Raw genomic sequence first — 15585 nt, forward strand, 5'->3', positions numbered from 1 at the left:
GAGGATCTGTAATTGAATTAAAATGTTTCAGAAAAGTAGTGCTCATATTTATGCGACCAAGTAATTATTATGCCTTGATCTGATCACTACTTGCTCTATAAGTTCAATTTATAATGATCTTGCCGTGAACACCCTCTAACCTCACACATTAAAACCTATACCAGTAATCATATTGCATCGCCAATGGTGATGGGTATTTTACAAAGTAAGCTCATACTGCCTAGTAATTACAAAACCCAGTTTGATAAAGCCACTTTGGCACTTATTTTAGAGCATGAGGCTGTGCACATAAAACGCAAAGATAACCTAATAAATGCCCTGCTGTTACTGACTACTATTTTAATGTGGTTTAACCCGCTCGCCTGGATGGCTTACGCAAGCTTTAGACGCTTGCAGGAGCTAACTTGTGATCAGCAGGTACTTGCCAATAAAACCACACACCAACACATTTTATACAGCAAAGCCTTAGTTAACTGCGCGGCGGCAGCGCCCGCAGGTCTAATGGCTTATTCACACTACGGAGATAAAAAAACCATGTTACAACGACTTACCAATATAAAGCACAGTGGCAGCAGCTCTCGCTTTGCCAGAGGTGGCTTACTGCTAATAGCAGCAAGCATGCTTAGCGGTTTAGCCATTGCAAAACAGCCCCAAGCTGAAATAACGAAAGAGGATCATATTTCACCAACAATACGCATTGAACCTGTCTACCCAGCCCAAGCCGCTAAGCAAGGCATTAGCGGCTCGGTTGTATTAAAGTACGATATAGCCGCCAATGGCAGAACAAAAAACATTAGTGTCATTCAATCTAAGCCGTCAGACGTTTTTGATAAATCAGCTAAAGAAGCGCTGGCAAAGTGGGAGTATAAAATCTCTGAGGCAGGCTTTAATGATGTACTTGTACAGCTCGATTTTGCTATAAACAGCGAGGTTGCTAATACCGATTTAATAGAGCGAATTAAAGTATCGCATTAAAGCTAATGAGTGATGCAAGAGCACAAAGCAAGCGCCCTTTTAGGCCGCTTGCTTTGTGGTTTTAACAATAAAATTAAATACTCACTACAATCATGGCAATGGCAGTGCCTAAGCCAATAAACCATACAAGCGAACGTATAATATCTAAGTTCAACCAATAAAAAATGCAATACAAAGTACGCGAAACTATATGAGTAACCGCCAAGGTTTCGGTTACTGCATTTACCGAGTTAGTTCCCAGTACCACCGCAATAGCAACGGCAAACACTGCAAGTGATTCAAAACAATTTTGATGAGCAGCGAGCGTTCGCGCACCAAAGCCCGTTAATTTTGCTTGTTGAGAGCGCGGGTGTTTATTGTCGTATTGGCCAAGCTTTGCCATTGCAATGGCCACTGGTATTTTTGCAAAATAAGGCATTAATACAGCAAGTAATGCGCATACTACTAATGTTGTCATAATTTATTCTCTTATTTTAAAACCTAGTTATTTGACCAATACATATAACACACATACACAAAAAAGCCGCCAACACGTTTTATGACATACGCAGGCGGCTAAACAATAACATCATACTTACTATAGCTAAGTTTACCTATAAAGCAGTGCGGCATAATGTCGCAGGTGATGAATATTCACTATCACCCTTAATGCATCGCATTAATAACTAAAGATTGTTAACTTATAGACCTTATTTTTTTACCGACGACCCCCATGACCTGGATCTTTTTCACTTTTTTAGCCGCCTTTATGCAAGCATGGCGAAATGCCCTGCAAAGTAAATTAAGCGCACATGCAAGTGTAGCTGGCGTAACCCTTTCGCGCTTTATTTTAGCCGGCCCTATTGCTGCAGTGTATTTGTATGGTCTTTATCAATATAAAGACACAGCCATGCCTACCTTTAATAATGCCTTTTGGGGGTTTGTTATTGGCGCAAGTGTTATGCAAATACTCGCCACCGGCTTAATGGTAAAACTGTTTAAAATGAATAATTACGCCATAGGTGCAGGGCTTGCTAAAAGTGAGGCATTAGTAGCGGCTATTTTAGGGGTATTGTTTTTTGGTTCTGCGCTCAGCCTTCTTGGTTGGCTGGGTGTATTTTTAGGCGCTATTGCGGTGCTTTTACTTAGCGGCATAACCAGCGTAAAACACTTTGATGCTAAAACAGCGTTACTTGGCCTTGCCTGTGGTACCAGCTTTGCCCTTACATCGCTGTGGGTGCGTGAAGCGAGCTTAAATTCAGGGTTATTGTTTCCACACTCAGCTGCATGGGTTTTACTGTTTGTAATAAGCCTACAAACGCTTATATTACTTGGCTATTTATTACTAAAAGAGCCACACACTGTTGGCAAACTTTGGCAATATAAAGGCACCACTGCCGCAATTAGTACTTTTAGCTGTGTAGGCTCTATTGGCTGGTTTAGCGCAATGAGTTTACAGCACGTAGCGTATGTTAAAACGCTTGGTCAGGTAGAGGTATTTTTTACCATGCTAATTGCTGTACTTTGGCTCAAACAGCCACTTAAAAAGCAAGATACCGCGGGCTTAATACTTATAGCCATTGCCGCTATTTTAGTAATGCTGCCAAATTGAGAACATAAAAAAGCGCAGGCTTTTAAACCTGCGCTACTATAGGCTGCTTATAACGTTTAAAGCGAGTATTAAGCGCTCTTTTTAAGAGCTAATTTTTAGCATTATCACACCGCAAATGATCATGAGTACACCAGCAATACGGCCAAACGTGGCTGCATCACCGTAAAGTAATATACCCACTAAAAACGTACCCGCAGCACCTATTCCGGTCCATACGGCGTAGGACGTCCCCATTGATATTTGCTTTTGTGCAAGCCACAACATAAAACCACTGGCTGTTAAAAATGCAATGGCCATTACTATACCCTGCCAGCGTGTATCGGGATTTTGTGAAATTTTTAAACCAATTGGCCAGCCTATTTCAAGCAAGCCAGCAATGACTAAATAAACCCATGCCATTAAACATCTCTCTTTTTCAAAATTACGTCGTATAAATCTTCGCGGCGATCTTTTAAATTGCGCACCGTACCTTCGCTATGAAGAATTTTTAGCTTATCCATATCAAGGTCGCTAAATAGTAACATTTCGGTATTAGGTGTGGCTTCATTTAATGTTGCATCGTGCGGAAAAGAAAAGTCAGACGGGGTCAATACTGCCGATTGTGAGTACTGTACGTCTAGGCTTTCTACCTCAGGTAAGTTACCCACTGAACCTGCAATAACCACATAACATTCGTTTTCGATTGCGCGCGCTTGCGCACAGTGACGAACCCGTAAATAACTATTTTTAGTATCGGTCCAAAACGGCACAAAGAGTATATCAAGCCCTTGCTTAGCTAGTATGCGCGAAAGCTCTGGGAACTCTACATCGTAACAAATTTGAATACCTACACGCCCAGCATCGGTATCAAACACGGCAATTTTGTCGCCGCCTTGAATCACCCAATCATTTTGTTCATGCGGGGTTATGTGTATTTTGCGCTGCTCGTCTATTTTACCGCTACGGTGGCATAAGTAACTTACGTTATAAATTTTATCGTCTTCGGCAAGTGGCATAGAGCCGGTAATAATATTGGCGTTATATTCTATTGCCATACGCGACATCGCGTTTTTAAATGTTTCGGTATATTCGGCTAAATAGCGGATTGCTTCGGTTTGATTATTCTGATCGCCTAAACCCATAAGTGGCGCGTTAAAAAATTCCGGAAATAATATAAAGTCGCTTTTGTAGTCAGATACCGTATCTACAAAGTATTCTACCTGCTTGAGCATTTCGTCAACCGACTCTACACAGCGCATTTGCCATTGCACCGCACCAATACGCACTATCGATTTAGTTGATTCGAGCACGGTGTCGGTTGGCTCGTACATTATGTTATTCCACTCAAGCAAGGTGGCGTAACCTACAGACTCTTGATCCTCCGGCAAGTACTTTTTAAGTAACCGTTTTACCTGAAAGTCGTTAGAGAGCTGAAAACTTAAAATTGGGTCGTAAAGCTCTTTTTGGTCAACCTTTTCAATGTATTCCATTGGCGTCATTTCACTACTGTGATTGTAATAACGCGGAATACGGCCACCGGCTAAAATAGCGCGCAAGTTATATTGGCGGCACAACTCTTTACGGGCATCGTATAATCTGCGCCCTAAGCGCATGCCTCGGTGGGTTTCGCTAATTGCTACATCTAAACCGTATAGCGCATCGCCATCGGAGTCACTAAATACCCGGTCGTGCCCATCGGCTATGTCTTCGTAAGTGTGAGGATTTGAAAAACGCGCGTAGTCTACTTGCACGCTTAGTGCTAAGCCCACCAGCACGCCATCATCTACAATACCTATTTGCCCTTCAGGGAACTGATCTATCAATCTAAAAATAGTATGGCTTGGCCACGCGCCACCTAAATCAGGATAAGCCTGATCCATCAAAGTTTTAATTTGCGGATACTGCTCTTTTGTTAAGTTACAAATTTCTAGGTGGGTTTTTTCTGCCGACATACACAACTCCTTTGGGCATAATAAAATAAAAGCCGAATGTACGCTAAAGTACACTCAGCTTTGTATCATGTTTTTTACGTTACGCGTACTACTTTAAGCTGCGATAAAAAAGTGTAGTCACTTTCTCTTTTGGCAACCAGCCTGCGTATTCAAGGCCAAGCTCTTCCAATGGATCGGCTTTAATTACTTGCTCTAAGCTTGCGTTATTTTGCATCGCTTTTAGCATTAAATCTTTGGCTTTTTTAACAAGTTTAGCATACGTTACCAGCCCTGAACGGTCACTTACCGGCCCATGCCCGGGTATCACTATGGTGCGCTCGTCTATTTGCTTAATAACGTCATTTACGGCTGCTAATATTCCATCAACACTGCCGCCGCTATCTACATCTACAAACGGTAAGCTGCCAAAGTTAAAGTAAATATCGCCCATGTGCACTATGTTATCGTTATTAAAAAATATCACCGAATCACCGTCGGTATGTGCATGGGCGTAGTGCACTACATGGGCGTGTTCGTTATTAAAATGCAGCTTTAAATCGTGGCCAAAGCTAATGCGCTGCAGGTAATCTGAGTTTGCACCGTGTTTTTCTTCTAATCGCTTATGTACGTTGTCGTGCGCAATGACATGCGCACCGGCTTTGGCAAAGTTTTCGTTGCCGCCAGTGTGGTCGCCATGATGATGCGTATTAATTACAAACTCTGCACTACCGGGTTTTAAATCGCTAATGGTTTTTTTAATGTCGTTTGAAAGCTTAGCAAATTGGTCATCAATAATGTAAATGCCATCTTCCCCTACACTTGCGGCAATGTTACCGCCTTGGCCAAACAGTACATACACACTGTCGCTTAGTTTTTCTGCCGTTACCGGATTTTCATCTGCACGTGTTGCACTGCTAAGTAATAAGCCTGTTATTAATGCGGGTAGTATTTTTTTCATTTTAGTTCTCTGTTGATTTATTAATGATTATATAGAACGTGATTAACTGTAATTTAGTTCATCGTGCTGGCTCTATCACTATTTGATGTATTAGCGTTTGTGGTAGTAAAGGCGTGTGCTTACCTTCAATGTAGTCACTAAAGCCTGCACGGTAAAACGCGGATAGCGGATGCCCCGACTGCCCACCGGGCACTGCCATAATGGCGTTTTCTAAATGTCCAGGTTGGGCAATAAAGCGCTGCGATGCACCAAAGCTTTTGCCCTGTACGGCGGGCATGTAGCTATCGCCAAAAGCTGGCGCTACAGGCATATTTAAAAGCTTAGCCAGTATGGGCATTTGCTTAGCAAACGGGTGCTCAATATTAAGCGCATTTACTTTACCCCACTGCCAATTTTGCAAGTTATCCCCATACTCAGCCCCAAGTGCTGTCACTGTTTGGCTGAATGCACCTAATAACTGCTCGTCCCAATTTTTATACTCAGGGTTTACCCATGAGCCCGGCCTATCCTTAATAAGCTGCCATATAGCTGGTTCTAGATCGCGTTTTACATATTTGAGCGTGGCGTCTTGCTCATTAAGTTTGTTCTCCATGCTTGCAAATACGGTATTAATTAATGTGCTGCGGTAGTGTTTAACTAAGGTATAACCTACCGAGCTTGCACATGCGCATTGCTGCCAGTTTTCAAGTGCACTTATGTACTGTGCGTTTTTAGCTTTGTCTTTTTTAAGCTGATTAAGTAGCAATGTGTGCCATGGCGTTAAAAAGCGGGCTTGGTTATCAAGCTGTAGCGCGTAAAAGTCGCTCTCTGCAAAGCTTTGTTTTTCAAATAACCTATCACGAATTTGGCTCGAGCGAGCGCCTAGCGCGTACCCGCCATTGCCAAAGCGTGCATTATCAGTGGCCGACACAACGCGCGAATTACCTGTCCATAATCGCCCATTTTGCGGGTTTTTAACATAAGGGCGCTGATGCTCATTTTGCTGCCAGTCGGGTGAGTATTCGTTTGCATTAACACTTAGCTCACTCGGTGTTTTACGCGCCGGTATAGCCCCAATATGTTGCCATGCAGCACTGCCTTGGCTATCTACCACCATTAAATTTTGTACCGGAATACCCACATCGCTTGCTACATCTAGCGCATCATCTACACTAGTGGCTTGCTCTAGTTTTAGCAGATCCATGTTTACAGCATAAAGTTGGTGTGCAGCCCAGCTAAGTGCATAAGGCTGTTTATTTATATATTTTACTGGGCCGTATTCGCTCATGGTTAATGAGTAATCGTCCACCTCGCCATTAGGCAGTGCGATAGGCTCATTGACTTGCCATGTTTTATCATCGTTACTTAAAGCAACCCAATCGGCCGTGTCTATGTAGCCGTTAGTAAAGCCCCAGGCAATTTTATTATTTGTACCCACCACAATAGCAGGGGCGCCAGGTAGCGATACGCCTGTTATTTGAAATTGCTTAGCATTTTGCGTGTAATTAAGCTGCGCCCTGTACCAAATAACCGGCACCGCCATAGATAAATGCATATCATCAGAGAGCATGGCTGCTCCCGTTTGGGTATGCGCACCGGTTACTGCCCAGTTATTGCTACCGCGCTCTTGGTTTGCCTGAATATTTTTAACCGTGTGCTGTGCTTGCTCTGGAAGTTGAGGAATGGTGCCTGTAAACGGGGCAAGATTACTGCCATCAAGCGCCGCTTGGTATTGGCTAGGTTGTGTTAAAAAATCAACCATGTGTTGCCCGTATGCTTGCTCAATATGTATGAGAGCTTCATCTCGCTCAAAGGTGGCACTTTGCAAATCAAGGTACATGCTAAATATAACTAATAGGCTATCTTCAATTTGCCATGGTTTTTGCGCTCCGCCTGTAAGTAAATACTCAAAGCTTGCAAAGCCAACTTGTGCCAGCCCTTCGTTTACACCTTGGGCGTAGCTGTTTAATAGTTGTTTATCACTTTCGGGTAAGGTGTTTAATATAGCGCGGCTGCGTTTTCGCAATTGATGAAAGCGCATTTTTTTATCAAGCCCAAGGGCCGCTTTACCAAATAACTCACTAAGCTCACCGGCGGCGTTACGTCTTAATAAATCCATTTGAAAAAAACGGTCTTGCCCATGCGCATAGCCTAACCCGTATGCGGCGCTATTGCGGTTTTCGGCCTTTATAACCGCCTGTCCTAGTGCATCACGCGAAATAGTAACCGGCTTATTAATTGCTGTACTTTGGCCTTTACCATCAAGTGTGGGCATACTTAAACTTAATACGCCATACACAAGCGCTGTACCAGCTAAGCCTAAAACCACAACGAGTAATACTAGCCATTTGATTACTTTAAACATTAATTTGTCCTTTGCACCATTTGTTGCACATATAATAACCATAGTTTTATTAAATAATAATGTTCTTACTCGCAAAGGGTGAAATAAACATCAAAATCCACGATAATAGCCATTCCACATTTTGTGCAGATCTAGTTGAGACTCATATGACTGAAAAAACATTTATCAAAGGTAAAGACCGCGACCTAGAATCGTCTATCTCTACCATGCAAAACAAGCTAAAAGCGCTAAATATCAATGTTGAAGAAGCACTTTGGCTTAACCCTGTAGCTAACTGTTATTCAGTTCATATAAAAGACAGCGACTGCGGTGTAATGTTTACCAATGGTAAAGGCGCAACCGATAAAGCATCTATCGCCTCTGCGTTAGGTGAATACTTTGAACGATTAAGCTGTAATTACTTTTTTGCCGACTTTTACCTAGGTGAAGAATTTGCAAACAGCGACTTTACTCATTATCCAAATGAGAAATGGTTTAAAGTTGAAGGCAATGAAGTGCCAGAAGGCATAATGGACGAAAGCCTTTGGGATTACTTTGACCCAGAGCGTGAGCTTAATGCCTCACACCTTTTTGACTTTAACTCAGGTAATAACGAGCGCGGCATTTGTACATTGCCATACACGCGCCAACGCGATAACCAAGACGTATACATTCCGGTAAACGTAATTGGTAATATTTTTGTTTCTAACGGCATGAGCGCTGGTAATACTAAGTTTGAAGCACGTGTACAAGGGCTATCAGAAGTATTTGAGCGCGCCATTAAAAACCGTATTATCGCAGAAGGTATTTGTTTACCTATCGTCCCTGAAGAGGTTGTAAAGCAATACCCTAAAATTCACGAAGCGTGTGAAGAGCTACGCAGCCATGGTTTTCATTTACGTATTGCCGATGCATCACTTGGCGGTAAATACCCTGTAATGAGCGTAACGCTTATTAACCCTGTTGATGGCTCTGTGTTTGCCTCATTTGGTGCTCACCCATCATTTGAAGTTGCACTTGAGCGTACCGTTACTGAGTTACTACAAGGTCGTCGCCTTGATCAACTTGATGTGTTCCAACCAGCTACTTTTGACAACGATGAAGTTGCAACGCCTGAAAACATTGAGCTGCACTTTATCGACTCAAGCGGTTTAATCTCGCATGACTTTTTCCGTGCTGACGCTGACTTTGACTTTGTTCATTGGGACTTTAGCGGTACAACAGAGCAAGAATACAACTTCTGTACTGACTTAATTCACAGCATGGGCCACGACATTTACATTATGGATTACACACACTTAAACGTGTATGCATGTCGTATTTTAGTACCAGGTATGTCAGACATTTACCCAGTAGATGAACTAATTTGGCGTAACAACAACGAAGGCGCTAAATTCCGTGAAGCATTCCTATCGCTTGATCAGTACGATGCGCAGCAGTGGATGGACATTTACGACAGCCTAGAAGAAGCAGGCCACAGCGATATTATTCGTGCTGCTGAATTTATTGGCCTTGCCACCGATGCCGATACACCTTGGCATACACTGCGTATTGGTGAGCTTAAAGCGCACTTATGTTTAGCCGCAGGCAACGAAGAAGCCATTGATTGGGTAGACTGGATACTACACACAGGCCAAGTAAACGAAGATGCAATGCGCCACTTCCGCTGTTTAAAAGCTATTCTTGAAATTAAATACGATGACGAGCGCGACTACGCCGACTACCAAGATGCACTGGGTTTAATGTTTGGCAGCGATAACGTAACGCTGGCTATTGAAATAGCAGAAGGCCGTAAATTATTTAATGGTTTAACCTTCCCAGGTTTATCGCTTGAAGGCTTTAAAAAGCATGCAGCACTACTTGATGGTTACCGTAAGTTACATGTCGCTAAGCAAAACCATTGGGCACGTGAAGTAACCGACGCTTAATAGTTAAACTACTAATTATAAAAATAAAACGGCGCTAATTTATCAGCGCCGTTTTTATTTATACAATAAATTAGCTATAGTTAAATTGCCTAAAATAACAGCATGACTTAGCCAATGCCGCCAAAAAATAACAACAAAAAAAACACTATTAGCAACTATAAGCTGACCTTTTGGTTATCGCTTACGCTAATAATACTAGTGAGCATTGTATTAGATAGAATTAACTACAATCGCGCAAAAGACGCCCACCGCCTACAAATTTTATCTCAAGTAAGTACATACCGTGCACAACTAGAGGCCACCTTGGTATCAAACATTCAGCTTGTTCGTGGATTAGCGGTTGCTGTATCAGCTGAACCTGAGTTACAACAAGCACGGTTTGAACAAATTGCCGCGCCTTTGTTTAAAACCTCCAGTGAGCTGCGCCATATTGGTGGTGCACCCGACATGATAATTCGTATGTCTTACCCACTAAAAGGTAACGAAAAAGCCATTGGCTTAAACTTTTTAGAAAACAAAAACCAACGCCTAGATGCCATTAGAGCCCGTGATACCAATACTATTGTTATGGCAGGGCCACTTAAACTAGTGCAAGGCGACATTGCCCTCATTGCCAGAGTGCCTGTTTATATTCCGCCCGAAGACCGCTTTTGGGGGTTATTATCTGTAGTGCTCGACATTGAAAAAGTATACAAAAACTCAGGCATAAAAGAGCTTGAAAAAAACTACAACATTGCTATTCAAGGGCGTCATGGTTTAGGAAAAAAAGGCGAGTTTTTTTATGGCAATAACAATATAACCTCACAAGAGCCGCTTGATTTTACGCTCAATTTTCAAGGGGGAAGCTGGCAATTATACGTAGCCCCTAAAGAAGGTTGGAGCCCTGCACCTTCAACTATATGGCCGCTTAGAATCGCCATTATAATTATTTGCGGATTACTAATATGGGCGTTCTTATTCTTTTTAAAAATGCTAAACCGCCAGCAACAAAACGAAAAAATGCTGGAGGCAATGAGTGATCTTGCCCAAATTGGGGCGTGGTCATTTAATTTAGAAACCAAACAAGTGTATTGGTCAGATATGACCAAAAAAATCTTTAAGTACCCACTAAACAAAGAGCCTACTTGGCCTACAAACTTAAATTACTTTAAAGCCGGTGAAAGCAGAGAACGTATCACTCAACTGGTTGAATCTGCAATTAAAGAAGGCAAAAGTTACGAGGCCGAACTTGAAGTAATTGACTCTGAAGGGCGCGAAATGTGGGTGCTTATTCATGGTGAAGCTGAGCGCAAAAACGAGCGCTGTGTAAGAATATTTGGCTCATTGCAAAATATTGATACCCGTAAGCGCATTGAACTTGAAAACAGCAAAATTGCCCTACATAACGAAATTTTAGCGTCGCTTACAGCCAACGACCTTATTTTAAGTGGCCAATTAAGCCAATCTAAACAAGTTATTACTGAATCTATTTGCCATGCATTAAACATTGAGCAAGCCAGTATTTGGTTTTTTAATAGCTCAAAAACCTCATTGAGTCCTATAGCAGCCCATAATATTGAAAACAGAATGGGTAATAATAATGCGGTATGGCTTAAAAAAGAGGCGCCTGATTTTTTTGAAGCCATAGAAAAACATGCTGTGTTTAGCACCAGTGATGCCCAAAATCACCCTCTACTAAAACCCCTTAAAGCGCATTACTTTGCGCCGCTCAATATTAATGCCATGCTGTGCGCAATCATACCGGCGGGAAGTGGCTCCATTGGCATAGTATGCGCTGAGCAATGTGCTTCAATGCGCCCGTGGTCACGTAACGAAGAAAGCTTTTTAATTGCTGTAGCCGCCCTCGTGGGCAGCTTGCATTCAAGTCAGCAACGTATTGAAACAGAGCAACAGCTAGTCACCGCCAAAGAGGCTGCAGAGCAAGCTGTAATGGCTAAAAGTGAATTTTTAGCCAGTATGAGCCACGAAATAAGAACCCCCATGAACGGCGTACTGGGCATGCTAAATATTATCAAGCGCACTCAGCTCAACCAACAGCAGGAGCACCATATTGAGCTTGCACAATCTTCAGCTCAGTCGCTGTTAAATATAATTAACGACATTTTAGACTTTTCTAAAATTGAAGCAGGTAAACTTGATATAGAAAATGTGCAATTTAACTTACCTAAATTACTTGGTGAAGTTGTTGAGTCGTTTGCGCTTAAAGTGGAGCAAAATAATACCAATCTCATTTTAGATGCCACCCAAATTACTATCAGCGAAATAATTAGCGATCCGAATAGGTTGCGTCAAATTTTAAATAACCTGATTGGCAATGCCGTTAAGTTTACTATTGATGGGCAAATTCTGGTGACCGCGCAGATAGATGAAACCACCGATGGCAGTTTTTTACATTGCTCTATTATTGATACCGGCATAGGAATAGACGCAGAAAAACAAAAAACTTTATTCGACTCATTCACTCAGGCCGATGCCTCAACCACCCGCCAGTTTGGCGGCACAGGCCTTGGCCTAGCTATTGTTAAGCAGCTTTGTGAACTCATGGAAGGCGAAGTAAGCGTAACCAGCATGCTAAATGAAGGCAGTACTTTTTCGTTTTCTATAAAAATACAGCCACGTTTAACTAAAGCGCAAGATTTACCCAGCCACTTAATTAATAACAAACATATTTTAATTATTGATGCCTGCACACTTAACGCCAATATTGCCGCCAAACAATTACGCGTTTGGGGCGCACACGTTAATATTTTAAATGACTATAGCGGCATAATTAATTATTTTGATAACTGCGATACCCAGCCAGATGCATTGCTAGTCGATTATCATTTTTTTGAGCAAGCTGCGCACCCACAAATAAATACATTAAAAAACCGAGTAACCACCAAGCAAAGCAAACTAGTTGTTATGGCACCGATGAGTTATTCGCAAGAGCATAACAACATTGGCATAAATATAGACTGCCTGATATTTAAACCGCTTACTCCGTCAGATCTATTTGATTCACTCACTAACGATAAATACATTGAGCAACAACAGCGCCAAGCACAACTTCAAAATGAGTTAACCGAAAAGCCCAAAGAAATATCAGCGCAGGCGCAAGTGCTTTTAGTAGAAGATAACAAAGTAAATCAGGTGGTGGCCTCAGCGTTGTTAAAACAAGTTGGGCTTACCTTTGATATTGCACAAAACGGCCAAGATGCACTAGATAAGCTAAACAGCAGCCAAGACAAAAAATACCGGTTAGTTTTAATGGACTGCCAAATGCCCGTGATGGATGGCTACCAAGCCACGCAAGCTATACGCGAAGGAAAAGCGGGCAAGCATAATAAACATATTACAATCATTGCGTTAACGGCAAACGCAATGCAGGGCGATAGAGAGAAGTGCCTCGATGCAGGAATGAACGATTATTTAACCAAACCTTTAGATTCCGCAGCACTAGAGCCTAAATTACAACAATGGCTTGGTACACAATAAAGGTGTAAGCTAAAAATACTGTTTACTAATAAAGAAAAGCCATGCATTTATCAGCAAATCAGCAGCGCGTTATTGGCTGCCTTTTAGAAAAACAAAGCACTACACCCGAGCATTATCCACTGTCGTTGAACGCACTGACGAATGCGTGTAACCAAAAATCAAATCGAGACCCGGTTGTAAACTTGAGCGAAAGTGAGGTGCAACAAACACTTGATGAGCTTATAAGTCAGCGCCTTGTAACGCTAGACGAAGGGCTTTCGGGACGAGTTAATAAATACGATCACCGTTTTTGTAATACAGAATTTAGTAGTTTACAGTTGAGCACGCAGCAACGGGCAATTATATGTTTACTGCTGTTACGCGGCGCACAAACACCCGGTGAGCTAAGAACGCGCAGCGCTCGCCTAGCTGAATTTACAAACGTTAGCGAAGTAGAAACCGCCCTGAGCGCGTTAGCAAAAGATGACTACGTAACAAAGCTTGAGCGCGAGCCCGGCAAACGAGAAAGCCGCTACATGCACCTTTTTGCTGACCCAGCAATAGCGCCAAGCCCAGCGCCAGCTACAGAAGTCGCAGAAGTTAAAAACGATGAAATTAACGAGTTACTTGCAGAAATTGAGGAACTAAAAGCTGAGCTTAGCCGTATAAAAGCACATTTAGGACTTTAATTAATAACCACTAAACCAGATAATGTAAGCCTATTTAAAAACAACTTATTAAATAACGAGGAGCTGGCCATGCGCGCCGAAATTATGGCTGAAATGAAAGTTCAGCCAACTATTGATGTAAACGCCGAAATTACCCGTCGAGTTAACTTTATAAAAGCACGTTTAGTGGCAGCCCATAGTGTATCGCTAGTGCTTGGAATTAGCGGCGGTGTTGACTCATCGACCTGCGGGCGCTTGTGCCAATTAGCCGTAGATGAACTAAACGCAGAGCAAAACACTAATAAGTACCAATTTATTGCGGTTCGTTTGCCATACGGTGTACAAGCAGATGAAGACGAAGCGCAAATGGCCGTTGATTTTATCAAGCCAAGTAAACGCATGACCGTCAACGTAAAACCCGCTGCCGATGCATTACACGAGCAAGCTATGGCGGCAGTAGTAGGCAGTGGTGAAGAGCTACCTGAGCAAGCTAAAGTTGACTTTGTAAAAGGTAATGTAAAAGCACGCCAACGCATGGTAGCGCAATACGAAATAGCTGGTTTTTGCCAAGGCCTCGTTGTAGGTACCGATCACAGCGCTGAAAACATTACTGGTTTTTACACCAAATTTGGTGATGGCGCATGCGATTTAGCCCCGTTATTTGGCTTATCAAAACGTCAAGTTCGCGCACTTGCAACTGCCTTAGGTGCGCCAGAGCTATTAGTAACAAAAGCCCCAACAGCTGATTTAGAAAGTGACCGCCCAGGCCTCACCGATGAAGAAGCATTAGGACTGAGCTATGATCAAATTGACGACTTTTTAGAAGGCAAGCCAGTGGCTGCAGAGGTTGAGCAAAAACTAACTGATATTTATGTTCGCACTCAGCATAAGCGCCAACCCATTCCGACTATTTACGATGATTTATAATGGCTAAGCAGCTAGTGCTGCGTATGCACTAGCTGATCTATTCGCCGTAATGTTACGTAAAACAAAAAACTGATTTATAGTTAATTTTAACGCCTGCCAAAGAGAAAACTGCATTACATGACATCTCCTATTTTAATAACAGGCGCTGGTCAACGTATTGGCCTTGCGCTTGCTAAGCACTTTTTATCGCAAGGCCAAGCTATTATTATTACCTATCGTACGCGCCACGATGCAGTCGACGACTTAGAACAACAAGGCGCCGTATGCATACACGCCGACTTTAGCAGCGATGCCGGTATAGCTAGCTTTATTGAAACACTAAAACAGCAAACTCACTCTTTACGTGCCATTGTGCACAATGCCTCTAGCTGGGACTGCGAAGCCAGTAACCCTGATTTTTCGAGTTTGTTTGATAACATGATGCGCATTCATGCCAAAACACCGTATTTAATTAATAATGCCTGTGCACAGCTATTAATGGCATATCAAGCTGATGCTTACACACCGGCTGACATTATTCATCTTACCGATTACGTTGTTGAAACAGGTAGCCCAAAGCACATTGCCTATGCCGCAAGTAAGGCTGCACTTGATAACTTAACCAAGTCGTTTAGCGCTAAGTACGCACCAAATATAAAGGTGAATTCGGTTGCGCCATCGTTGATTATTTTTAATCAGCACGATGACGAGGCTTACCGTGCTAAAACCCTTAAAAAATCTCTTATGGGTATAGAACCAGGTTGCCAAGAAATTATTAATAGTATTGATTTATTACTGCGCAGCCACTACATCACAGGCCGCGCTTTGCCTGTGGATGGCGGCCGCCATTTAAAGTAGAACACACATTAA

Annotated in this window: 11 protein-coding genes and 1 pseudogene; 7 read left to right on the forward strand and 5 right to left on the reverse strand. The window is 42.4% G+C overall.

The features are described from left to right. Nucleotides 1-135: 135 nt before the first annotated feature. A pseudogene (locus PSI06_RS16320) lies at nucleotides 136-975 on the forward strand (M56 family metallopeptidase); the annotation flags it as partial. A gap of 73 nt (nucleotides 976-1048) precedes the next feature. On the opposite strand, the gene PSI06_RS16325 reads toward PSI06_RS16320, so the two are convergent. Continuing rightward, nucleotides 1049-1432, reverse strand: coding sequence for an MAPEG family protein (locus PSI06_RS16325; protein WP_121636797.1), 384 nt, complete (start codon nucleotides 1430-1432; stop codon nucleotides 1049-1051). Between the two features lie 255 nt (nucleotides 1433-1687). On the opposite strand from PSI06_RS16325, the gene PSI06_RS16330 reads away from it, so the two are divergent. Then, entirely contained in the window at nucleotides 1688-2566 is an 879-nt protein-coding gene (locus PSI06_RS16330; protein WP_273604329.1) for a DMT family transporter, read from the forward strand. An 81-nt stretch (nucleotides 2567-2647) separates the two neighbouring features. Here PSI06_RS16330 and PSI06_RS16335 read toward each other — a convergent pair whose 3' ends face one another. The 4 genes from PSI06_RS16335 to PSI06_RS16350 form a co-directional block, all read right to left on the reverse strand. After that, on the reverse strand, nucleotides 2648-2965 hold the full coding sequence (locus PSI06_RS16335) for a DMT family transporter (protein ID WP_273604330.1): 318 nt from the start codon (nucleotides 2963-2965) through the stop codon (nucleotides 2648-2650). Then, nucleotides 2965-4497 (reverse strand): bifunctional GNAT family N-acetyltransferase/carbon-nitrogen hydrolase family protein, encoded by a 1533-nt coding sequence (locus PSI06_RS16340; protein WP_029773759.1) that lies wholly within the window; start codon nucleotides 4495-4497, stop codon nucleotides 2965-2967. Before PSI06_RS16340 ends, PSI06_RS16335 begins: the two co-directional genes overlap by 1 nt. A gap of 88 nt (nucleotides 4498-4585) precedes the next feature. Further along, nucleotides 4586-5434 (reverse strand): MBL fold metallo-hydrolase, encoded by an 849-nt coding sequence (locus PSI06_RS16345; protein WP_273604331.1) that lies wholly within the window; start codon nucleotides 5432-5434, stop codon nucleotides 4586-4588. A 58-nt stretch (nucleotides 5435-5492) separates the two neighbouring features. Next, nucleotides 5493-7778, reverse strand: coding sequence for a penicillin acylase family protein (locus tag PSI06_RS16350; RefSeq protein ID WP_273605042.1), 2286 nt, complete (start codon nucleotides 7776-7778; stop codon nucleotides 5493-5495). A gap of 146 nt (nucleotides 7779-7924) precedes the next feature. Here PSI06_RS16350 and ycaO point away from each other — a divergent pair, with 146 nt between their 5' ends. From ycaO to folM, 5 genes are all read left to right on the forward strand, one after another. Further along, nucleotides 7925-9685: a 30S ribosomal protein S12 methylthiotransferase accessory factor YcaO gene (ycaO, locus tag PSI06_RS16355; RefSeq protein WP_024032086.1), complete on the forward strand. Its 1761-nt coding sequence runs from the start codon at nucleotides 7925-7927 to the stop codon at nucleotides 9683-9685. A 114-nt stretch (nucleotides 9686-9799) separates the two neighbouring features. After that, the gene (locus PSI06_RS16360) at nucleotides 9800-13162 is read left to right on the forward strand and encodes an ATP-binding protein (RefSeq protein WP_273604333.1); all 3363 of its coding nucleotides are present in this window, start codon (nucleotides 9800-9802) and stop codon (nucleotides 13160-13162) included. 41 nt (nucleotides 13163-13203) lie between these two features. Continuing rightward, entirely contained in the window at nucleotides 13204-13830 is a 627-nt protein-coding gene (locus PSI06_RS16365) for a YceH family protein (protein WP_273604334.1), read from the forward strand. A 69-nt stretch (nucleotides 13831-13899) separates the two neighbouring features. Continuing rightward, the gene (nadE, locus tag PSI06_RS16370) at nucleotides 13900-14736 is read left to right on the forward strand and encodes an ammonia-dependent NAD(+) synthetase (protein WP_024032089.1); all 837 of its coding nucleotides are present in this window, start codon (nucleotides 13900-13902) and stop codon (nucleotides 14734-14736) included. A 117-nt stretch (nucleotides 14737-14853) separates the two neighbouring features. Further along, entirely contained in the window at nucleotides 14854-15573 is a 720-nt protein-coding gene (folM, locus tag PSI06_RS16375) for a dihydromonapterin reductase (RefSeq protein ID WP_126005445.1), read from the forward strand. Nucleotides 15574-15585 lie beyond the last annotated feature (12 nt).

The organism is Pseudoalteromonas sp. GABNS16E, assembly GCF_028598715.1.
GTDB classification, from domain to species: Bacteria; Pseudomonadota; Gammaproteobacteria; order Enterobacterales; family Alteromonadaceae; genus Pseudoalteromonas; species Pseudoalteromonas atlantica.